Source organism: Blastomonas fulva (genome assembly GCF_003431825.1).
GTDB classification, from domain to species: Bacteria; Pseudomonadota; Alphaproteobacteria; order Sphingomonadales; family Sphingomonadaceae; genus Blastomonas; species Blastomonas fulva.
Window position 1 is genome coordinate 206,378 of sequence record NZ_CP020083.1, and the last position, 21,000, is coordinate 227,377.

The 21,000-nt window shown below is 61.1% G+C and carries 22 protein-coding genes; 5 read left to right on the forward strand and 17 right to left on the reverse strand.

Translation table 11 applies throughout. The features are described from left to right. Window positions 1-8: 8 nt before the first annotated feature. Genes B5J99_RS01010 through B5J99_RS01020 form a run of 3 tightly spaced genes read right to left on the reverse strand, consistent with a single transcriptional unit; the run spans window position 9 to window position 2,398 of the window. Window positions 9-902: a dioxygenase family protein gene (locus B5J99_RS01010; protein ID WP_069049225.1), complete on the reverse strand. Its 894-nt coding sequence runs from the start codon at window positions 900-902 to the stop codon at window positions 9-11. A gap of 44 nt (window positions 903-946) precedes the next feature. Further along, on the reverse strand, window positions 947-1,237 hold the full coding sequence (gene catC / locus B5J99_RS01015) for a muconolactone Delta-isomerase (protein WP_117351175.1): 291 nt from the start codon (window positions 1,235-1,237) through the stop codon (window positions 947-949). A gap of 12 nt (window positions 1,238-1,249) precedes the next feature. Next, window positions 1,250-2,398, reverse strand: coding sequence for a muconate/chloromuconate family cycloisomerase (locus B5J99_RS01020; RefSeq protein WP_117351176.1), 1,149 nt, complete (start codon window positions 2,396-2,398; stop codon window positions 1,250-1,252). Window positions 2,399-2,502: 104 nt separating this feature from the next. Between B5J99_RS01020 and B5J99_RS01025 the strand changes: the two genes are divergently transcribed. Continuing rightward, window positions 2,503-3,435 carry a LysR family transcriptional regulator gene (locus B5J99_RS01025; RefSeq protein ID WP_069049311.1) on the forward strand — a complete coding sequence of 311 codons (933 nt, stop codon included), beginning with the start codon at window positions 2,503-2,505 and terminating at the stop codon, window positions 3,433-3,435. A gap of 376 nt (window positions 3,436-3,811) precedes the next feature. Here B5J99_RS01025 and B5J99_RS01030 read toward each other — a convergent pair whose 3' ends face one another. From B5J99_RS01030 to trbB, 11 genes are read right to left on the reverse strand one after another with little or no spacing between them, the layout of a single operon-like run. After that, a complete protein-coding gene (locus tag B5J99_RS01030; protein WP_069049228.1) occupies window positions 3,812-4,039 on the reverse strand; it encodes a DUF2274 domain-containing protein in 228 nt (75 codons plus the stop codon). Further along, the gene (locus tag B5J99_RS01035; protein WP_117351177.1) at window positions 4,036-5,316 is read right to left on the reverse strand and encodes a TraB/TrbI/VirB10 family type IV secretion system protein; all 1,281 of its coding nucleotides are present in this window, start codon (window positions 5,314-5,316) and stop codon (window positions 4,036-4,038) included. The genes B5J99_RS01030 and B5J99_RS01035 overlap by 4 nt, the downstream gene beginning before the upstream one ends. Next, window positions 5,313-6,221 (reverse strand): P-type conjugative transfer protein TrbG, encoded by a 909-nt coding sequence (trbG, locus tag B5J99_RS01040; RefSeq protein ID WP_117351178.1) that lies wholly within the window; start codon window positions 6,219-6,221, stop codon window positions 5,313-5,315. Before trbG ends, B5J99_RS01035 begins: the two co-directional genes overlap by 4 nt. After that, window positions 6,218-6,901, reverse strand: coding sequence for a conjugal transfer protein TrbF (gene trbF, locus B5J99_RS01045; protein WP_117351179.1), 684 nt, complete (start codon window positions 6,899-6,901; stop codon window positions 6,218-6,220). Before trbF ends, trbG begins: the two co-directional genes overlap by 4 nt. 22 nt (window positions 6,902-6,923) lie before the next feature. After that, complete coding sequence (gene trbL, locus B5J99_RS01050) at window positions 6,924-8,204, reverse strand: P-type conjugative transfer protein TrbL (protein ID WP_117351180.1); 1,281 nt, start codon at window positions 8,202-8,204, stop codon at window positions 6,924-6,926. Then, window positions 8,201-8,515: a putative entry exclusion protein TrbK-alt gene (gene trbK-alt / locus B5J99_RS01055; RefSeq protein ID WP_342768887.1), complete on the reverse strand. Its 315-nt coding sequence runs from the start codon at window positions 8,513-8,515 to the stop codon at window positions 8,201-8,203. Before trbK-alt ends, trbL begins: the two co-directional genes overlap by 4 nt. Continuing rightward, a complete protein-coding gene (gene trbJ / locus B5J99_RS01060; RefSeq protein ID WP_117351181.1) occupies window positions 8,457-9,173 on the reverse strand; it encodes a P-type conjugative transfer protein TrbJ in 717 nt (238 codons plus the stop codon). Before trbJ ends, trbK-alt begins: the two co-directional genes overlap by 59 nt. Beyond that, window positions 9,170-11,626, reverse strand: coding sequence for a conjugal transfer protein TrbE (trbE, locus tag B5J99_RS01065; RefSeq protein ID WP_117351182.1), 2,457 nt, complete (start codon window positions 11,624-11,626; stop codon window positions 9,170-9,172). The genes trbJ and trbE overlap by 4 nt, the downstream gene beginning before the upstream one ends. After that, window positions 11,623-11,907 carry a VirB3 family type IV secretion system protein gene (locus tag B5J99_RS01070; protein WP_117351183.1) on the reverse strand — a complete coding sequence of 95 codons (285 nt, stop codon included), beginning with the start codon at window positions 11,905-11,907 and terminating at the stop codon, window positions 11,623-11,625. Before B5J99_RS01070 ends, trbE begins: the two co-directional genes overlap by 4 nt. Then, entirely contained in the window at window positions 11,907-12,206 is a 300-nt protein-coding gene (locus B5J99_RS01075) for a TrbC/VirB2 family type IV secretion system protein (protein WP_117353286.1), read from the reverse strand. The genes B5J99_RS01070 and B5J99_RS01075 overlap by 1 nt, the downstream gene beginning before the upstream one ends. 44 nt (window positions 12,207-12,250) lie before the next feature. Then, complete coding sequence (trbB, locus tag B5J99_RS01080; RefSeq protein WP_117351184.1) at window positions 12,251-13,237, reverse strand: P-type conjugative transfer ATPase TrbB; 987 nt, start codon at window positions 13,235-13,237, stop codon at window positions 12,251-12,253. Window positions 13,238-13,455: 218 nt separating this feature from the next. Here trbB and B5J99_RS01085 point away from each other — a divergent pair, with 218 nt between their 5' ends. The 4 genes from B5J99_RS01085 to B5J99_RS01100 all read left to right on the forward strand — a co-directional run bounded on the left by B5J99_RS01085 (window position 13,456) and on the right by B5J99_RS01100 (window position 15,744). Continuing rightward, the gene (locus tag B5J99_RS01085; protein WP_117351185.1) at window positions 13,456-13,959 is read left to right on the forward strand and encodes a helix-turn-helix domain-containing protein; all 504 of its coding nucleotides are present in this window, start codon (window positions 13,456-13,458) and stop codon (window positions 13,957-13,959) included. 63 nt (window positions 13,960-14,022) lie between these two features. Beyond that, window positions 14,023-14,352 (forward strand): hypothetical protein, encoded by a 330-nt coding sequence (locus B5J99_RS01090; RefSeq protein WP_117351186.1) that lies wholly within the window; start codon window positions 14,023-14,025, stop codon window positions 14,350-14,352. A 41-nt stretch (window positions 14,353-14,393) separates the two neighbouring features. Beyond that, window positions 14,394-14,840: a hypothetical protein gene (locus B5J99_RS01095; RefSeq protein ID WP_117351187.1), complete on the forward strand. Its 447-nt coding sequence runs from the start codon at window positions 14,394-14,396 to the stop codon at window positions 14,838-14,840. Window positions 14,841-14,958: 118 nt separating this feature from the next. After that, on the forward strand, window positions 14,959-15,744 hold the full coding sequence (locus B5J99_RS01100; RefSeq protein WP_162892396.1) for a JAB domain-containing protein: 786 nt from the start codon (window positions 14,959-14,961) through the stop codon (window positions 15,742-15,744). 190 nt (window positions 15,745-15,934) lie between these two features. On the opposite strand, the gene mobF is transcribed toward B5J99_RS01100, so the two are convergent. From mobF to B5J99_RS01115, 3 genes are read right to left on the reverse strand one after another with little or no spacing between them, the layout of a single operon-like run. Next, the gene (mobF, locus tag B5J99_RS01105; protein WP_117351189.1) at window positions 15,935-18,718 is read right to left on the reverse strand and encodes a MobF family relaxase; all 2,784 of its coding nucleotides are present in this window, start codon (window positions 18,716-18,718) and stop codon (window positions 15,935-15,937) included. Further along, on the reverse strand, window positions 18,718-20,610 hold the full coding sequence (locus B5J99_RS01110) for a type IV secretion system DNA-binding domain-containing protein (RefSeq protein ID WP_117351190.1): 1,893 nt from the start codon (window positions 20,608-20,610) through the stop codon (window positions 18,718-18,720). Before B5J99_RS01110 ends, mobF begins: the two co-directional genes overlap by 1 nt. Beyond that, window positions 20,607-20,975, reverse strand: a complete 369-nt coding sequence (locus B5J99_RS01115) for a hypothetical protein (RefSeq protein ID WP_117351191.1) — start codon at window positions 20,973-20,975, stop codon at window positions 20,607-20,609. The genes B5J99_RS01110 and B5J99_RS01115 overlap by 4 nt, the downstream gene beginning before the upstream one ends. Window positions 20,976-21,000 lie beyond the last annotated feature (25 nt).

Below are 21,000 nucleotides of genomic sequence, written 5' to 3' on the forward strand. Positions count from 1 at the left end.
TCGCTTGTTCAAGCCTCAGCGCGGGCGCGCGTCGACAATTGCTCGTCCTCAGCGTGTCGAGCGCGCTGCAACTCAAAATCAAAGGTGATCGAAGCGCTATCGCCTTGCCGCATCGGGACCGGCAGCAACCCTGCGCGGGTACCGAATGCAAAGTCGTCATGCGCGAACGGATCGTCGCCGAAATTGATCTGCGTCGTCAGCTGGCGATAGCCAGGAGCTTCGATGAAAAAGTGCACATGTGCGGGGCGATTGCCGTGACGCCCCACGGCCTGCATGAGTATGTCCGTTGCCCCGCCTGGTGGCACGCTGTAGCCCTTGGGCATCTTCGACCGGAAAGCATAGCGCCCATCCGCCCCGAGCTTTATGCGGCGCCGGTTGTTGAACGGCGTCTGCTCGGTCGTAGGGTCAAAGTGTGAGTACCAGCCTTTCGAGTTTGCGTGCCAGACGTGCATGATTGCACCGGCAACAGGTTCTCCATCGGGACCCTTTACCTGGCCGGTCATGTAAAGGCTGGTGGTGTCATCGGGATCATCGGTCAGGTTGACGTCAAACCCTTCGACCAGAGGCGCCCCTGCTACATAGAGAGGGCCCTCGATCGTCCGCGGGGTTCCGCCGGTCAGCCCGGCGGCAGCGTCCTTGGCATCCAAATATAGATCCATGAAATGTTCGAGCCCGATGCCAGGAACGATCAGGCCGATCTCGCCTGCGCTGTTCTGGAGATACTTGATCGCGCCCCAGAACTCGCTTTCCGATACGTCATGACGGACAATCACGCGCGCTGCTGCGTCGAGCAGGTCACGCATAATTGCCTTAAGACGCGGATCGCCAGCCTCGCCGTCGAGCCCGGCAGCCCTGTCCAGCAGACTGCGAATTGGTGCGGAATCAACAAAGGCTTCTTCCATGATGTAGCTCTCCCAAATATCGTCTTTTTGCATTGGTGGAATATTCAGCGGTCGTCCTCGTGCATCGAGGATGGGTGGCGACACAGCGGGGTCACCTTGATCGTCATGAAAGGATAGAGGGGAAGACCCATCAAAATGTCGTGCAACTGGCTGGTGCTCTCGACATCAAAGACGCTGACGTTTGCGTATTGCCCAACGACCCGCCAGATGTGACGCCAAGTGCCTGCCGCCTGCAGTTCCTGAAAGCGCATTTTCTCCGCCAGTTTGAGGCGTGCCCCTTCTTCGGCGTCGAAGCCGAGCGGAATGTTGACTTGCATTTCCACCATGAACAGCATCAGAAAATCCCTTCAAGCAACGGCGTAAATGGCAGGGGCTGTGGCATCGCGCCGAAATCGGGCGACCTTGTCCTCGTCCAGGACGATGCCGAGCCCCGGCCCTTCGGGCACAGCAAGCTCGAAGTCAGAATAGACCAGCGGCGTCGCCAGAATTTCCTCGGTCAGCAAAAGCGGTCCAAACAGTTCCGTGCCCCACTCAAGCTCCGGAAATGTCGCAAACAGCTGTGCCGATGCAGCCGTACCAACACCGCCTTCCAGCATCGTACCCCCGTAAAGGCAAATTCCGGCCGACACGGCAATTGCCGCAACCTCGCTTGCTGCATGCAGACCGCCAGACTGCGCGATCTTGACTGCAAAGACCCCCGCTCCTGCCGCCGCAGCAATCCGGAAGGCCGATCGGGGTCCGTTGAGAGCCTCATCCGCCATGAGCGGTACCGTTTGGTGCTGCGAAAGGCGTGCCATCGCATCGAGGGAGTCTCGCGCTACGGGCTGTTCAACCAAGTCGACCCCGGCATCATGCAGCATCGCCATTCCTCGCACCGCCTGCGCTTCGGTCCAGTTCTGGTTGACGTCGACCCGAATGCTCGCGCGACCGGCAAACGCCTTGCAGATCGCAGCGACGTGCGCGACGTCGGCAGCCACATCGCGCTTGCCTATCTTGAGCTTGAAAATCCGATGGCGGCGCTGGTCCAGCATCGCCTCGCCTTCCTCTATGTCAGTCAAGGTATCGCCGCTGGCGAGTGTCCAAGCGACTGGAAGGGAAGACCGGACGCGCCCACCGCCGATCAGCTCGGAAACCGGCAGACCAAGCCGTTTGCCCGCCATATCGAGAAGGGCCGTCTCAATCGCACATTTCGCAAAATGGTTACCACGGACGCTGCGCGATATCCGAGCCATCGTTTCCCTGACCCGAGACAGGTCACACACGCTTAGCAGCGGTTCGATATAGGTGTCGATGGCCGACTTAATGCTTTCAGGGCTTTCCTCGCCATAGCTCAGCCCGCCAATCGTCGTGCCTTCGCCGATACCCTCAACGCCGTCTGCGTCGATGATTCGCACAATGACCATCGATTGTGCATGCATGGTCGCCATTGCCAGCACATGGGGCCGGATGGTCGGAACATCGACGATGAACGTCTCGATCGTTCCAAATGCTGCCATAATGTCGACTCTCCAGGACATGCTCGTTTTGTTCGGAGTATCGATCTGTCTGGAGCAGTTCAAAGATCATTGCGGTTCCTACGTTATACCTTAAAGGTATGGACATGGATTTCCGACAGCTTCGCCAGTTCCTCGCCGTAGCCAATGCGCGCAGCTTTTCGCGCGCTGCCGATCAACTGAACATGGCGCAGCCTCCGCTGAGCCGGACTATCCGCGCATTGGAAGACGAGGTGGGAGGTCCATTGTTCGATCGCAGCGCAAAGCCGCTGGCAATGACACCGCTTGGACTGCTGCTGCACGAACAGGCTCGGCAGGTTATCGACCGGATGGACGACATGCACGTGATGATGAAGGCCGCCGCCTTCGCAGAACGTCGGCGGTTCACCATCGGGTTTGTGGCCTCGACAATTTATGCTCGGCTGCCCGAACTGATCAGGGCATTTCGCAGGTCTTCTCCCGAGGTTGACCTGGTGCTTGTCGAAAGTACAACCTTGGATCAAATCACTGCGCTCAAGGAAGGCCGAATAGATGTCGGGTTCGGGCGGGTAAGATTTGAAGATCCGGCGATCAGGCGGACAGTTTTGCGCAACGAACGGCTTGCTGTAGCGCTACCTCGCGATCATCCGCTCGCCGCGCAAATCAGCCCCTTGTCGATAAAGCAGGTGGCGGGCGAACCCCAGATCATCTACCCGCGTGCTCCGCGTCCAAGCTACGCCGACCAGGTGATCTCCCTGTTTCGGGATCATGGTCTTGAGCCTGTGATTGCTCACGAAGTACGTGAATTGCAGATCGCCATTGGCCTTGTTGCAGCTGAAGAAGGGCTGGCAATAATTCCTGAGTCCGTAAGTCGATCCCGCAGTCATGATGTGGTCTATCGCGACCTGCTGGAACCGGCCACATCGCCAATTATCATGAGCCACCGAATAAACGACAGCTCCATAGAACTGGCGACGATGTCAGCTGTCATAGCCGGCGAATATGAAGGCTGGGGGTATCCTGTTCCGCCTGCTTTAATCCAGGCTGCTGCAGAACCGTGACCCGGCCGCCTGGACATCGTTTCCGACGTCCAGCTCGCGGTGAGAGGTTTACGCGGACATAAGCCGGTATGCGTGCGGGCAATCAGCACTCGAAATCGGCCAAATCAGTCGTTCTGACCGCCTAATTGTTTCGCAACTGACCGGCCTCGACACATAACCTTTCTAACCGAACCGCGCCTTTCTGGCGATTTTGATTCTGCTGGCCAGTTGAACAACGTCCTGCAGCATCCCGGAGCGGGTCACTCATATCCAAGTTTATTGAAACTTTCAGAAACTGGAAGTTATTAGAATTAGACACATTTTCGCACGCAGGCTGGTGTGATTGCCTTGCATTTCACAACGCAGTCGAAAGAGGGCGGCCGGTTTCCAGTGGGTTTCAGACACCGCTGCGTGTTTTGCGGGACTTTGCAAAGGCCCGGTCGGCGGCAATGAACCTCTCCAGCATAGGCGGAACAAGCAGTTCGACGGTCGGGGCACCTTTGGGGTCACCCCCATTTACCGCAACGGCATAAGCGGCCAAAGTCCGATGCAACCGCGCAGGGATTTCCAGCGTCATGCGCACGGGCTTTTCATCGGTAAGGTCTGCCAACTTGAGGCGGGTCATCGCGCTGCTCCTGTCTTGAATGGCTCAAGGATCAAATCGCGCGTAACGATGATCCTGAGAGCAAAGCCCGGGCGGACGGTCAGGGTTGGCGGCACATTCAATTGTCGCTGCACCACCTGCCGCCCGGTCTGGCTGACGATATCCTGGGTTCCGAAGCGCAGCGCGCGCACAAGATCGCTGTCGTCACTGGCGACAAGGTCAGTTCCTACACCCAGAAGCGCTGAAATCAGGGCAGCCTTAAGCATGCTCCCCGAGTGATAATCCGTGCGGTCTTCAAGGCCTGCCATACCGCTGGCATCGCCACCCGGCAGCCGGTCGAGCAGAATAGAATGACCTCCGGGAAAGATCAGACGGTCCCAGGCAAGTAGCACGCGGTTCTGCCCGCCTGCGACATCGCTGTCATACTCGCCTATCAGTCGCGCACCCTGCGGGATCAGCAGGATGCGCCCGGTTGGACTGTCATAGACATTCTGAGTGACCTGCGCCGTGATTTGCCCAGGCAGATCCGAGCGGATACCGGTGATCAGCGCGGCTGGGATCACGCTTCCGGCCTGCACGACATTGGGCGAACCAAGACGCATGATGCGCTCGGAACTTTCCATGCCCCGATTGCTGCTTCGCCCGAGAAACGCCTGGCGGCTTGACGTTGCGGTGGCCGCAGGGGCCTGCGTTGTGTCACCGGCAGCGTTGACAGCTGCAGGTGCTGAATTGAACGAGGCCGAGGGTCGGACTTCCCCGCCCCTGCTGCTTCCTGCCAGAAACAGCTGGCTGGTTCTGGCGCTGTCGCGTTCCTGCGCAGCTCGTTCGCGCGCTTGCTCGGCAGCTGCAATCCCTGGGTCGGGTGGTGGCGTATCGTTGGCAGGCGGTTCGATCGGCGAGATCGGAACATTCTGGCCGTCCTGCTGCCCAAGGCCTATGAGGTCCCCGCCGCCATCGGCAAGCGGTGGTCCCAGCTTCGGGACGTCGCTGTAGCTGGCAGGTGCGCCCGTTACCTGATCCGCGCGATTGCGGCTGTTGGTGTCGATGAGGTTCTCTGGCGGCGCGTCATCTTTGGGTTGAAGTGCGTAGATCAGTGAACCACCAATTCCAAGGCTGGCCACAAATCCCAGTGCGGCGAGGGTCTTGCGCGACAGGCGCATGACCCGCGGCGGCTCTGCAATGATGCGTAAATCTTCGGCGCCGGATGGTGCCACAGATGTTTCCTCGACCAGTTCATCGGGATGACCCGTGAGTTTGTCGTCACACGCAGTTTCTTGCGTCTGGGCCTGCGTAGTCATGAGCGCCCTCCGCCCCGCTGCGATTCGCGTAAAATGCGAACATGGCGAGCGCTGCGGCCAGAACCGAGCCGCAGCTCAGCCATATCGAACAGCCTGTCGACGACCATGAAGCGCCCTTGGACCCGATAATTCACGAGCTCTGCTGAGCTGTCCGCGATCACAAAGAGAGGCGGCATGTCGCCGGTTGCGACAGCGGGGGGAAATTCGACGAAGACCTGCCGTCCGTCATCAAACACCCGTACCGGTCGCCATGGCGGCCGATCGCCCGCCAGGCGGTAGTCAAAGTTCAAGCCGGAAAAGTCGATCCCTGCGGCCACAGGTGCAGTGCGCTCAGCCTCAACCTCCGCGTTGCGCAGGGCAATCAGCGCATCTTGCGGATACGTCCACGAAACCGCTGCCATGTAGGTGGACGTCGTGGCGCTGAGTTCCAGATGATAGGTGCGCCTGTTAGTATTGATGACCAGATTGGTGCTGATGTCGGCCCGGGTCGGCTTGATCAGAATATGGACACGGCGCGCAAGACCGCTACCGCTCACCGTATCTCCGATGATCCAGCGGACCGTATCGCCCGATGCGACCGGTCCCGGACCCACCAGCTCCTCACCTTGCTGGAGCATGATGTTGGTGACATGCCCCGGCGAGGTGTAGATCTGGAACAGCGCGCCTTCGGCATAGGCATATTGCTGGATCGCGTTGAAATAGCTGGTCCGCTCAGGTTCGATGCGCGCAGCAGCATTTGCCCTCCCGATGCGCGTTCGCGGGTCTGCAGGTTCAGGCGTGGGCGGTATGGCCTGCACGAGGGCTGGATTGCGGGGCGCGCGTGCCATTGCCGAAACCGGAAGGCTGGCGACCGCAGCGGCCGACAGCAGGACCGACAGTCGCCATGCATACGAATGAGAAATCATTGGCTTAGCTCCTTTGACCAGTTGATGGCGTTGATGAACAGGCCGAGCGGATTCTTGCGCAGGGCATCGGGGGTGCGCGGCGGCTGCACGACTGTGGTGAGAATGGCGGACCAGCGCGACGTCTCGATCAGCGCGCCGTCCTGATAGCGCCGCTCGGTCCAGGCGACCCGGAAGCTGTCCTGTGACGCACGGATGACGCTCGAGACGTCGACCGCAATCTGGACTCTGCCGACTTGCGCGAAAGGATCGTTATTCCGCGCATAATCATTGAGCGCCTGCGCGCCGCGATCGGTGGTGAAGTCATAGGCTCTGAGCCATTCCTGCCGCAGCACGACGGGATCAGCCGGAATAGACCGAACCTGCTCGATGAAGCGGGCAAGATGGAATGCCATTTGCGGATCGGTGGGACGAAAATCGGCATCTGCTGGAGCGATGGCCTGGGCTTGCCCCAGCTTGTCGACTTCGACCACCCAGGGTGTAATTGTGCCACGCGCAGACTGCCAGACCAGGCCTGCTGCAAGGCCACCTGAGATCACGAGACAGCCAAAGAAGGCGAGGCGCCAGTTCTTTGCCTGCACACGCGCTGAACCAATCCGGTCATCCCAGACCTGGGCTGCGCGCTGATAGGGCGTGACGGGTTCGGGACTGGTGCCGTAGCGGATGGAGGAGCGTCGAAACATGGGAAGGACCTCTTTCTTGGGTTCAGCTCTTGTCGGTAATGTCGGGGCCTGAGCCGCTGCCATGGCTATCGCCGCCCTTCAGCGTGTGCGCGGTGATCGAGGCGCCCTGACCGATGGTCTGCCGTCGCCGCAGTGCGGTGGCCCAGGCCGGCGGACCATCGGAGTGCCCGCTTGCGTCAGCGTCTTTCGGCGCACCGCCCTTCCCGGCAGCGTAGCTGGCCTTTAGACTTTCGGCTGCACGTCGGAGCGGGGACGTTACGGTCCCCGCAGCCGACTTTGCAGCATTTGCCAGGCCTGATGCGACTGCCGCTTTGCCGGAACTTCCAGCGGCGCCTGCAGAATAGGCTCCCGAAACCGCACCGGCTGCGCGAGCACCACCGCCCGCCATTCCGGCAAAAGCCGATCCTGCGGCACCGGCGGCCAGTTTTCCGCCTGCGGCTCCTCCGGCGAGCGTGGCACCAGCTGCGATCGCAGTTCCGGCAGCCGCGCCCGCGCCGAGCTGCGGACCGCCTGCAACAATTCCATTGGCGATAACGGGACCGAAGATGCCAAGGCCAAGGAGTGTCAAAGCTGCAAGGGCAATGGCCATGACCTGCTGAATGTCGGGTTCGACGCCCAGCCCTGCGTCAATGAACTGCGCAAATAGCGTCGTACCGATGCCGGTGATGACGGCCAGCACCAGCACCTTGATTCCAGAAGAAATGATGTGGCCCAGCACGCGCTCAGCCATGAAGGCGGTGCGCCCGAAAAAGGCGAATGGCAGCAGGACAAAGCCTGCCAGAGTGACCAGCTTGAACTCGATGATCGTGACGAAAATCTGGATTGCTAGGACGAAGAACGCGATCACAACGATCAGCCAGGCAATCAGCAGGATCATGATCTGCACGAAGTTGGTGAAAAGGCCTACCGGACCTACCAGATCCGCCGTTGCATCGAGCAACGGCTGTCCGGCGTCGAGGCCGGTGGCTGCGACAACGCCCGGCGCCATGAATTCCCCGATGGCCATCCCGCTTCCGCTGGCCTGAAGGCCGAGCCCGGCAAAGCTCTGGAACAGGATTTCTGCAAGGTTCGAAAAATTGCCGATGATGAACGCGAACGTGCCGATATAGAGCGTCTTCTTGATCAGCCGCTGCAGGACATCTTCGTCCGTGCCCCAGGCCCAGAACAAAGCAGCGATGGTCACGTCGATCACGATCAGGGTGGACGACAGGAAGCCCACTTCACCACCGAGCAAACCGAAGCCACTGTCGATGTATTGGGTAAAGACAGCCAGGAACTCGTCGATCACGCCGGTATCATTCATGGCTGACGCTCCCGTCCATGGAAGAACCGCTGGCGCTCTGACTCCCACGCAGCGTCACAATCTGGGTCCGTTGTGGTGATCGCCCGGCAGCGCCTGAGATCGACAGCGTTGGGATTAGCCGCTGGTGTGTCGCCAGCGATAATCTGTGTGGTCCTCGGTGGTGAAGGCGGCCGCATCGAAGAGACGACCGCGATCACCGTCAAAAGTCCACCAAGGGCTGCCGCCGCTGCCAGTCTGACCAGCCGGCTCATGTCAGTTGCGGGTCCGAAAACGACGGAAGCGCTCGCGGCCTTCCGCTTCGGTAGCCGCATTGCGTGCAGCTTCGATCGATTGCGCGCGCCCCTGGGCAGCGAGTGCGGCCGTCAGGTCAGCAAGTTGCTGGGTCTGGACTGCGAGCAACTGATTGCCGGCTTGTGCAGCCTGGAGCGCCCCGGTTGCCGACTGGCTGGCTGAGACCAGGGTCGTGACCGAGCTGCGGGTCGCACCAAGGTTTCCAACGATTCCGGCCTGCACTTTCATCGCATCCTCGAACGCGCCGACGCTGTCCTGCCAGCGCGCATTGGCGTTGGCGACCATCTGGGCTTGACCCGCAGATAGTGCCGCGCCCCGGTAGCGGCCGTTGAACACCTGCTGGACGTCAGTCACATCATAAGCGATCCGCTGCGCCTCACCCAGCAATTGCCGGGTCTGGTCGACCTGGCTCTGCAGCGACTCGATCGTCGAGACGGGCAGACTGGCAAGGTTGCGCGCTTCGTTGATCAGGCTGGTTGCCTGGTTCTGAAGCTGCTGGATCTGGTTGTTGATCTGCTCGAGCGACCGGGCTGCGGTCATGACATTCTGCGCGTAGTTGGACGGATCATAAACGATCCCGCCGAACTGTGCGTGGACCGGGCTTGCCAGCAACGTGCCGGCAGCCAGCGTGGCAAGGCTCAATGCAGCGAACGCACGGCGAAAGATGGGCATTTTCATTGATCGGGTTCCTTTTCTTGCGAAGCGGGCGAAATGGGAGGCAGCAACTCGGTCGCCCAGTCGAGACTGCGGTGCCGTAGCCAGGCTGCGGCAAAGCCCTCGCGGCCATGGGCAGCGAAAAGTTCGTCGATGCAGGTCTGGTCGGATCTGGAAGACGCAGCCGTGAAGGCGAGAGCGACTTCGCCCAGACCCAGCTCGAACAGTCGGTTGCCGCGCCGTGACTGGCAGTAATAGTCGCGCTTTGGCGTTGCCCGGCTCAAGATCTCGATCTGCCGGGCATTGAGACCGAACCGTTCATACACGCGCGCGATCTGGAGTTCGGCTGCGCGCTCGTTGGGCAGGAATATGCGTGTCGGGCAGCTCTCGATGATGGCAGGCGCGATTGACGAGGTTTCGATGTCGGCAAGGCTCTGCGTTGCGAAGATGACGCTGGCGTTCTTCTTGCGCAGCGTTTTCAGCCATTCGCGCAGCTGTGCAGCAAAAGCCGGGCTGTCGAGTACCAGCCACCCTTCATCGATGATGATCATGGTGGGCGAACCATCAAGCCGCCCCTCGATCCGGTGAAACAGGTAGGCGAGCACAGCAGCAGCCGATGACGCGCCGATCAGCCCTTCGGTCTCGAACGCCTGAACTGCCGCATCGCCAAGCTGCTCCTCTTCGGCGTCGAGCAGACGGCCCCATGGGCCGCCTACAAGATAGGGCGCGAGCGCCTGCTTCAGTTCCTGCGACTGCAGCAATACGGCAAGCCCGGTCAGGGTGCGTTCGGGCGGAGGGGCGGACGCTAGCGAGGTCAGCGCCGACCAGAGGTGCGCTTTGGCTGACGGATCGACGGCCACGCCTTCGCTGGCAAGCAAGGCGGCCAGCCATTCGGCAGCCCAGGCGCGTTCACCAGGATTGTCGATGCGCGCTAGCGGTTGCAGGGCAACCGCTTTGTCGTCCTCGCCATCGGCGCTGAGCGCGTCCCCAAGATCCTGCCAGTCGCCTCCCATCCCGAGCGCTGCTGCCCGGATCGACCCGCCGAAATCGAAGGCGAAGATTTGCGCGTCGGCATAACGACGGAACTGCAGCGCCATCAGCGCCAGCAACACCGACTTGCCCGCCCCTGTCGGCCCGACGATGAGCGTGTGGCCGACATCGCCGACATGAAGGGAAAGGCGGAACGGGGTCGAGCCTTCGGTCTTGCCGTAAAACAAGGGGGCGTCACCGAAATGCTCGTCCCGTTCCGCTCCCGCCCATACCGCTGACAGGGGGATCAGGTGGGCGAGATTGAGGGTGGAGATTGGGGGTTGGCGGACATTGCCGTAGACATGGCCGGGGAGCGATCCGAGCCAGGCTTCGATCGCATTCATGCCCTCGATGGTGCAGGTGAAGTCGCGGCCCTGGATGACTTTTTCGACCAGGCGCAGCTTCTCCGCAGCGAGTGCAGGATCATGGTCCCAGACGGTCACGGTCGCGGTGACATAGGCAATACCGGCGTGGTCGGCGCCCAGTTCCTGCAGGGCCATGTCGGCGTCGGCGGCCTTGTTCGATGCGTCCGAGTCCATGAGCACCGACTGCTCGTTGGTCATCACTTCCTTGAGGATGGCTGCGACCGATTTTCTCTTGGCGAACCATTGACGGCGAATCTTTGTCAAAAGCCTGGTCGCATCGGTCTTGTCGAGCATGATCGCGCGGGTCGACCAGCGGTAGGGGAAGGCTTGGGCATTCAGCTCGTCAAGCAGGCCTGGGAAGGTTGCTGTGGGCAAACCCGTGATCGTGAGTGTGCGCAGATGTGCCTGCCCCAGCCTGGGCTCGAGGCCGCCGGTCAGCGGCTCATCGGTCAGCAGGGCGTCGAGATAGACCGGCGTCTCGGGTACCCGGACGCGCTGGGCCTTGGTGGAAACCGTGCTGTGCAGATAGGTCAGCGTCGCACCGTCATCGAGCCAGCCCGTCTCGGGCATGAAACCCTCGAGGAGGTGCAGCACGCGATCCGTTCTATCGACGAAGGATTTGACTACTTGTCGAGGAGCGGCACCCTTTGTTGCCTTGCCCTCGTAGAGCCAGCCTTCGGCGCGCGCGGCATCCTCCGGCGGCGGCAACCAGAGCAGGGTCAGATAGTAGCAGCTCTCGAAATGTGTGCCCTTTTCCCGGAACTGCTCGCGCCGCTCCATGTCGACGAGCGCCGAGACAGGATCGGGAAAGCTGCTTAAAGGATAGGCCTGTGCGGGAACGCGCTGCGCTTCGACGAATACGGCCCAGCCCGACCCCAGACGGCGCAGGGCGTTATTGAGGCGCGAGGTGATGGCCACCAGTTCGGCGGAGGTCGCGCTGTCGAGATCGGGGCCGCGAAAGCGCGCAGTGCGCTGGAACGATCCGTCCTTGTTGAGCACCACGCCCGGCCCCACCAGTGCGACCCAGGGGAGGAAGTCTGCCAGCCTTGCGGATCTGCTCCGATATTCCCTGAGCGACATCATGGCCGGATCCAGGTCGGATATCTGAGGTGGCGGCGTGCAACGTCGACGAATTGCGGATCGCGCCGGGCGGCCCAGACCGAAAGGACATGGCCGATCGCCCAGATCGCAAGGCCCACGAGCCACAGTCTCAGTCCGAGCCCTACAGCGCCGGCCAATGTGCCGTTGACGATGGCAAGAGCCCGCGGCGCGCCGCCCAGCAATATGGGCTCTGCCAGCGCACGGTGCACCGGCGCATAAAAGCCCGGGAGGTCATCCGAGCCGAAGGGAATACCCTGCCCCATCAGATTAGCGCTCCGCCACCGAAGCTGAAGAAGCTGAGAAAGAAGCTCGATGCTGCAAAGGCGATCGAGAGGCCGAACACAATCTGGATCAGCCGTCGAAAACCACCCGAGGTATCGCCGAACGCCAGGCTGAGGCCGGTGACGATGATGACGATGACCGCAATGACCTTGGCGACCGGTCCTTCGATGCTCTCCAGGATCGACTGCAGCGGCGCTTCCCAGGGCATGGAAGAGCCGCCTGCCTCTACCGGGACCGCGTAGAGCAGAGCGGCTGCAAGCGCGCAGCCGCATGCGAGCATCCTCAGCAGATTGCGACGAGCGGGAAGAACAGGAAGTTGGCTGATCATGTGTTGTCTCCGATTTGGGGGTAAAATTCGGTTGTCATCCGATAGTCTCCGCTGACAGGATCGAGGCCTTCGACCTCGGCAATCTCCGCGAGCCGCCGCCCCGCCCCGTCACGAACGAGTACCGCCACGACGTTGATGGTCTGGGCAAGCAGAGCGCGCGGCACCGTGACGACGGCTTCCTGGATCAGCTGCTCCATCCGGAGCATGGCACCGACGGCGCTGCTGGCATGGATGGTGCCGATGCCGCCGGGATGACCGGTGCCCCAGGCCTTGAGAAGATCGAGAGCCTCGCGCCCGCGCACCTCCCCGATAGGGATGCGGTCCGGTCTGAGGCGGAGCGATGAGCGCACTAAGTCGGCCAGCGACATGACTCCGTCGAAGGTCCGCATGGCGACAAAATTGGGCGCGGTACACTGCAGTTCGCGTGTGTCCTCGATAAGGACAATACGGTCGCCGGTGTCTGCCATCTCGGCGAGGAGGGCATTCGCCAATGTCGTCTTGCCGGTCCCCGTACCGCCTGCGATCAGGATGTTGCGGCGATCGGCAACGGCGAGATGCAAGCTGGCTGCCTGGGCAGGCGACATGATCCCGGCGGCGACATAGTCGGCAAGCGTGAAGACGGCAGTAGCAGGCTTGCGGATCGCAAAGGCGGGAGCTGCAACGACAGGAGGAAGCAGTCCTTCGAACCGTTCACCGCCGCCCGGAAGCTCGGCGGAAACGCGCGGCATCCTTGCATGCACCTCTGCACCGACATGATGGGCGACCAGCCGGATAATGCGTTCGCTATCGGCGGGACTGAGAAAATGAGGGCTGGCAGCGATACCTTGGCCGAGCCGATCAACCCAGAGCCGCCCATCAGGATTGAGCATGATCTCGATGATTTCGGGATCATCAAGCCACTGGCCGATCGCGCTGCCAAAGGCGGTACGCAGCATGTTTGCGCTGCGCCTGTGTGCTTCCTGCCGGATCGGTTCTGCGCTCATGTGTCGTCCCCGTGAAGGCGTCGGACAACAGTGTCCGGAGCGCCGGACGGATTAAGAGACGCATGCGCCGCGTGGTTTCAACAGGCTTTTGAGTAACGGAAACTGTGGCGAAGAAAGACAGGCGTTGGCGTAAGCGGCGGGTTGGAAGGCAAGGCCACCGAATGCCAATAGTTCGCAAATAATCTTGCCCCGCACCGGTTTATGACAAGACTGTGACCATGGGTGATTCGGTGTCGCAACCCTCCACAGACGATGTCCGCTGGACCCGGCTGACGGAAAAACAACGTGCCTGCCTCGATCTGCTGCTCGACCGGCAGACGTCAAAGCAGATCGCACGCCGCCTCGGCATATCCAAACCCACGGTGGATCAGCGGCTGACCGCTGCCCGGCAAATCCTGGGCGCGGCCAACCGAGACGAAGCTGCAATCCTATATGGGCAACTCAAGCAGACATATGACCGGATCACATATGATCCGGCGCAGGTTCCCTCAGACACCAGTCACGGGCCATCCATCATTTCGGACGCAAATCCAGCCGAAGCACTGGTTCTGCAGGATAGTGGAGCAGCATCGGTCGGATCACCGTCCAGGAATTTCTGGAGACATGACCACGATCTCAAAGCAAGAATCTGGATCATGACGGCCATGCTGGTTGTCGCAGTTATCCTTATCCTTGCAGGTCTCGGCATCGCACAGGCGCTCACGCGGCTGGTCTCCGGTTAGTCCTTAGGCCCGTTTTTGAAAACCCAATCCCGAAACCCCTCGCGTTCGGGGAAAGGAAAAGTCATGCCCAATTCCATTGAAGACACAACCACCCGCCTGAGCCGGGAGGTCCCAACCGCAGAATTCAAGATCGATGACGCTCTCGTCGCCATATCCATCCTGATGACGAGCGTCGTCACTGCAAAACGCGACACGCCTGATGTCCCGGCGGCAAGGGGTCAGGCAACAATCCGCAGACTGGCAAAAGCTCAGGCTGCGCTGATCGATGCAAGCGGCGATGTCCTGCGGGTGCATGGCGATCTGCTGTCCATAGGGCGGGAAGTTGCAGGCTATGACCTGCACGAGTGCCCCCGTGTCGCAGGACATGTCGCCCCGTTGCAGGCAGTTGCCTGACATAGATTGACCGGGAGCAACCTCAGTGAAAAGCTGTCTGCATGCGCATAGCGGTGTTTCTGGCCTTGCTCGTCGTTGCTCTCGGTTACGCCGCCTGGCGGGGCGGCGGTCCGGAACGCGTGATGGCAGTCATTGCGGCCCTAATGGTCGTTCTCGACACCCTGCTCCATCGCATCGTTCCCGCTCAATTCGCATCGCTCGATACCGGCCATCTCATCATCGACCTGTTCGGGGCAGTCACGACCATTGCGCTTGCCCTGGCCGCGCACCGCTTCTGGCCCATGGGAATGGCGGTTCTGCATATCCTGCCACTGCTGGCGCACTCCAGCCGCGCACTCGATCTGGCCATGCATCCGGTTGCCTATCTCGTAATGCAGGTCGCACCGTCCTGGCTGGTCGCGCCGGTCCTGATCGGTGCCACATGGCGTCACCGCAGAAGGCTGAAAGCTTCCGGCGCAGACCCGTCGTGGCATTCGTCACCAGTTTGATCAGGCAGAAGCGCGGCATTCCGCCTCACTTGCCCATTCCTTGCTGGCAGATCATGCGATGTCGGTAAGCGGCACAGATCCGCAGCCTGCGTCGGCCCTCCCAAGTTTGGTCGGTTCGATGATCGATGCAAACAGTCCTGCCCTGCTCAGCTATCTGCAGGCATGCATGGGTAGTTTGCCACACGAGGCTCTTCAGGTCCTCTATCTGGACAACAGCCGGATACTGATTGCACAAGAACACGCACAGCAGGGTTCGGCTGTCCATCTGCTCTTGAGCCCAAAGGCCATCTTCCGCCGTGCATTCGCGCTCGATGCCAGCGCCATGATCCTTGCACACAACCATCCCAGCGGCGATGCCAGACCCAGCAATGAAGATATCCGCGCAACAAATGCCCTGGTTAGCCTGGGGCAGACGCTGGGCGTCGAGATCATCGAGCATATCATTGTTGCCCGCCACCGCTGCCACGCAATCCTGCAAGGCCGAGGACCGCGCAAACCCGCACGGCTAGCTGCATTCTTCGATCTCAGGGACAGCGGGGTAGGTCGCCTCGGCCACACAGGCAGGGTATTTGCGGCTGCAGCGGCCAATGCGCAAACGACCGCATTGCGCCGCATGCAGCGCCGTGAGCTACTGGGAAACCTGTCATTACTGGCAAATCCGGCATGGGACATGCTGATCGATCTGTTCCTCCATACCCATGCGAACAAACCCGTATCGACCAGCGCGCTATGCATCGGCTCAGGTTTGCCGATGAGCAGTGCACTGCGCCTCGTCCGGAAGCTGTGCGATGCAAATTTGGTCCTGCGTGAGCCGGACCCCGCCGACGGGCGCCGTAATTTCATGAGGCTCACGCCGCGAACATGGGAGGGGTTGAACCAGTATTTCTGTGATGGGTCAGGCTGATTGCAAGCCCGGATCGGTCTGAAAGCTCACCGTGCGAAGTGTCATCTGAAGGTTCCGGCCCGATCCCGGAGCGCTGCTATCAAGCCTGCCTAAGGACCAGAGGGAATGCTTCCAGACGAGCTTGATGCGCAGCTGACCTGTACCTGGATGCCAATAATGATCGCCTTGTCCAGGAATTCCATCGTCAAGGTCATAGTCCGGCACCAGAACCTGAAGCCAAGGCCTTGCTCAACGCTGGTGCGCGCGTCTTGGAGGCGGCTGGTTGGGCGATGGCAGCCTGCGCCAGAGCCGTCTGGACCGTGCCGGCTCGTTCATTTATCGCTGCAACCAGCCTGGCGCGATCATTGGTATAGATCGTCGCCGACTGTTTGGCGCGCGAGATGCCAACGTAGAAGCTTTTCTGATCGACCAGGTTGGTCGCGCGGCTGTCGGCATGGACAATGACGTGATCGGCCGTCCGGCCCTGAGCGGCAAAGGCTGTGTCGACATATCCGTGAGATATGTGCCGGTCGCGGGCGACATCGAGTTGCAGTGTCTGAACCTGGCCTTGCGATGCCCGGACACTGGCCGTTCGGGCTTCTGCGTCGATCGCCACAACCTGGACACGGGCACCATTGACGCGCCCGGCGTCCCGATCGTTGCGCGTGAACCGGATACTGTCGCCAGCTCTGAGCTCGAGCCGTTGTTGTTCGTACACCTGCACCTTGCCAGCGCCCCATTGCCTTAGCCGCCAGTCGACCTCGCGCCCCTCTTCGGATCGAAGCGTGATGGCTGCCCTGGCCGGGTCGATATCTTCAACACGGAACGCCACGCTTCTCGCAACGCCCTTGTCTGAATAGTCGCGGGAGAAGCGCACGACGTCGCCTTTTTCATAGCTCAGCGGATCGTGGGCCTCGGCCCGGGTGAGGCCCTTGTTGACCAGACTTTCCACAGTGACCGCGGGACCTGAAAGTGCCCCCGATCGCACAAGCGCCGAACGAATGTCTGCCGTCAAGGCATCCCGGCCCTCGCGAGAGGGTTCGATTACCAGCGTGCGGGCACGCGTTGGCTCATCAAGTCCGGCATAGCGTCCAGCGATTGCAGAAAAGCGCTGCGCCCGATCGGCATGTTCGATTATCGCGCCCCCTCCGCGATCCAGCGCTTCCAGTGCCTTTCGCGCGTCTCCCTCGATGGAAGCCTGCACGGCAGCCTTGGTCGCGGCATTGGTCTGCCGGACAATTACATTCAAGCTGGCCGTTTCCATGCCGGCATTCTGCAACTGCGCGAATGCCGCGCCAGCCTCAACCGATCCAAGCTGCTTTGTGTCGCCGACCAGGACAACGCGCGCATTGTGCTTTTCTGCAAGGTCAAAAAGGCGCGCCGTATCGCGAGCGGAAATCAGCGATGCTTCATCGACGATCCAGACTGCCGGCTTTGCTGTTACCGATTGTGCGGGAGTGAGCATGTGCCTTGCAACTGTATCGCCGCGCGTACCGAGTGCCTCGCCGAGCACCATCGCTGCAGATGCCGTCGGAGCGAGCGCGACAACCGATACGCCGCGTGCCTCGGCCTCTTGCGCAAACGTCGCGAGCACCGTGGTGGTCTTGGCGGTCCCCGCATAGCCCTGCACGGCAGTAATCCGGTTGCGGCTGGTCAAAAGCTGCTCGGTTGCCACACGCTGGTCCGCATTCCAGGCATAGCCTGAACACTCCGCCCGTCTTGCGGCCACGGCAACCGCCTTTGCTGCCGCCAAGGGCGATGCAATCGGGGCTAATGCACCCCTGCCTTCGGCCTCGATGCGGAGCAATCTGGTTTCAGCCTCGACGTTCTGGCGGGTGGTAAACCCAGTGAACTCGGCACCTCGACGGTCGATGAATGTGCGGTCGATCAATTCGCCCTTCCCGGTCGCCGCATCGATCGCTTCTGCGATCTGGGCGTAGCCAACCTTCCCCAATCCGACGCGTCCGGCTTCCTCGTGCAGCGCTGCAACCGAAAAGACCGATTGCCGCTCGCCAAGCTTGTCTGCGGCATGAGCGACCGCGCGATCAGCGAAGCTTGATCGGTCGGACGTCCCTTCTGCAATGCCTGCATTGGCCTTGGCGTCGCGGACCAGCGCAGTTCGTGCAGCTTCATCAAAGCCTGCCTTGTCAGCGGTCTCGCGCCAGTCGGCGACCAGCGAGGCCTGATTTATAGCAATCTTCGCCTGCCGGGTATCGAGCGCTGCCACCTGTTTTTCGGCTGCGCTGGCATCCTCGCGCGAAGTACCGCGCTGCGCGAGCGCTGCTTCGATCTGCGCACTACGGGTACTGAATGCCGCGATGACGTCTGCAGAGACTCCCCTGATCTCGAACATCGATTCCTTGCCGACCTCGATTGCATAGCCGAGCTCGCCGACCTTCAATGCCAGTTCCTGCCGGTAGATCGCGCCGATCTGCTTCTGGAGCTGATAGATTGCTCGTGGCTCAAGGCTGCGCCACGATCCGTCCTCGGTCTGGGTCGCATTCATGATTACATTGTGAGTATGGAGTTGCGGATCCTGGTTGCGGCTTGTGCCATGCTGAAAGCTGGCAACAATGAGGTTACCGGTCGCCTCGCGGTGGGCGGTGCCACCGTGCCGGACACGGGTCGCAGCCATATGGACTTCCACATGGGCAAGCGCGGTCTGCACGGCCTGCCCGTGGGCGTCGATCAGCCGCCTGTCGCCGGCCACTTCCGCCATGATCGACACCGACTTTGGCGCACTCAAGGTCACATCCCATCCGGGCCGATGCTCAAGCTGGCCATCTTTCATCGTGCCAAGCTGCTGGCCGCCGACTTTACCTTCGAGCAATTCGCGGAAAATGTTCCGGTCAACATCACCGCAAAGGTCAAGTTGCTCGGCTCCTTTTCCCAGCCATCGGGAAGGCGACAGGCCATCATCGGCATAATAGTCGTCAGCCTCATAATAGCTGCTGGCTTGGGCCGAACTGGTCAGGACGGATACCGAAGCGACCATCAGACCGGACCGTCATCCACTGTGGAGCGGGGCGGTTGCGGAGTTGATCTGGGCTTGGGTTCCATCGGCTGCGCGTCTGCTGTCGTTTGAGTTTCGGATTGCTCTGAAGACGGCCTATCCCCTGACCGATGCCACAAGGTGGTCTCGGGATCCGCCTCGATGAAGGCGCGGTTCCGGGGCGCGCCCCTTTGCGCGATGTGATCGGCAGTCAGCGATATACGGGCAACGGGAAGGCCGTCAGGAAACAGCAGATATGCTTGGTAGCGCGGGAGACGAAGTTCGCTTTCGAACACGGCCGGCCTGATCTTGCGCTGCCGTCCGAGCGTTATGCGTGGCTGGTCGTCTCCTTCACCAAGAGCACCTGTCATCGTGTGCACTTCGACTTCACAGGTCCCGATGGTGTCACTGGCCCAGCGACGGGACTCGCTGTCGGTCAGCTGGAGGAACAGCTTGGTATTGCAGCAGCCGAGCATGGATTGGGAGAGATCATTGCCGTAGCGGTTGCGCATCTGACCGATCGCCTGGAACGTCAGCACGACGGCTGCCCCGAACTTGCGTCCCTCGGGCAGCAGCCGAGAAAGATTGTCGACGCGGGGAAGATCGGCGAGCTCGTCGAGAAGGAACCAGACCCGCCGGTCGGGTGAAGGTGACAGCCCCAGCATCGCGCTGGCTGCACATTCCAGCCAACAGGCAAGCAGCGGTTTCGAGGCTTCGAAATAGTCCTCTTTTCGAGGCACGAAGATCCAGGGTTTGTTTGTACCTCTTGCGTCGAGACCGGTGATGAACTCCCGGAAGGAAAATGCCTGCTCGTCACCATTCTGGACGCGCAGAAACTGGATGAGATTGGCAGCCTTGGCGAGCATGAACAGGACGCTGCCTGTTGCCCGGTCGGCATCGTCGGCGAACGTGCGTGCAGACGAGGTTTCGCCCAGCCAGGCTTTCAGATCATCCTTGCTCCGCACCTGCAGCGCGTGGAGCAGATCGGGCAAAGTCCCCTTACCCTCGCGCCAGAGCGCACGAAGCATGTTGGCCACGAGGATACGGCTGGTTTCCAGCCAAACATCCCGATCATGCTGTCCGGTTTCGGTAATCAGCTGCTGCGCAATGCGATCGGCATCTGCGGGGTGCCCGATCTCTGCAAACGGAGACCAGAAGGCACAGCGGCTATCGAAGGGATTGAGGATGATGTCGCCACGCTCTGGATGGTAGTAGTGGGCGATGAACTCACCGCTGGTATCGTAGACCAAAGCTGCGTCACCACGCGCTTCAATGCCATCGAGCATCTGGCGCAACACCGTGGTCTTGCCGCTGCCGGTCGTACCGACCATTGCGAGATGGCGGGTCTCGAGCCGGGTTGGAAGTGGAACTGGACCGATTGCAAGAGGGCTCGCGCCGGACTCAGCCTGTGCCAGCTTCACAAGCGTTGTTTCGTCAGCCACCAAGGTGCCGGTCATGAACCGGTCCTGGAGGGCCCGCTCGCGGCGCATTGCCGCAGTCCGGCGGAAGAGCATCGCACCAATCAGCCAGGCGACAAATCCCAACACGCTCCCACTCACGAGATATGACCCGGTCATGCTCGCACGCCGCTGAAAGTACGGGTCGGTCGCGACCGTAATTGCGGGAACCGGATAATCAGTCCCCTGATAGCGAACCATCACCACAGGACCACTTGCGGCATCAGCTGCAAACCAGCTGATGACTTGCGCATGACCATAGGTGCCGGTGGCCCGCAGGATGGCAGGGTCGAGCAGCAGATAGGGAACAGCAACACCGCCAAGTGCGATTGACGAGAGCAGGATCAGCAGGTGCCGTTTGAAGCGGCGGGCCTGGCTATTGCGGTAGTGGCGGCGCAACGTCTCGGCGTGAAGGCGGCGGTCATGGCTTTCGATCATGACCGGCCTTCCGCCAGTGCCCTTTGCCGGTCATAGGCACGGTTGATTTCACCAAGCACGATGTCATCAGTCTTGCCGCCGCCTGCCGCTGCATTGCGGGCGTAACAGTACGCGGCACAGGCCGTGAACAATGTCCGGTCCACCATGCGCTCAAGATCGGCAAGTCTGGCACCCATGGCTGCAACCTCCGCCACCATTTCTCTGATTTCGGCATCAGGATTTGGCGCGTTCGCCTGGGCGTTGATGCCAGCCACAACGCTGCGCCGTAACGCGGCATACGGTGTGATACCCTGCTGCTCGGCCAGCTTGCGAAGAGCCTTGTTGAGCGTGGCTGGCAGCCGGACGGTGTATTGGACCGGTTTCATCGCGCGGCCTTTTCGAGAGTGCACA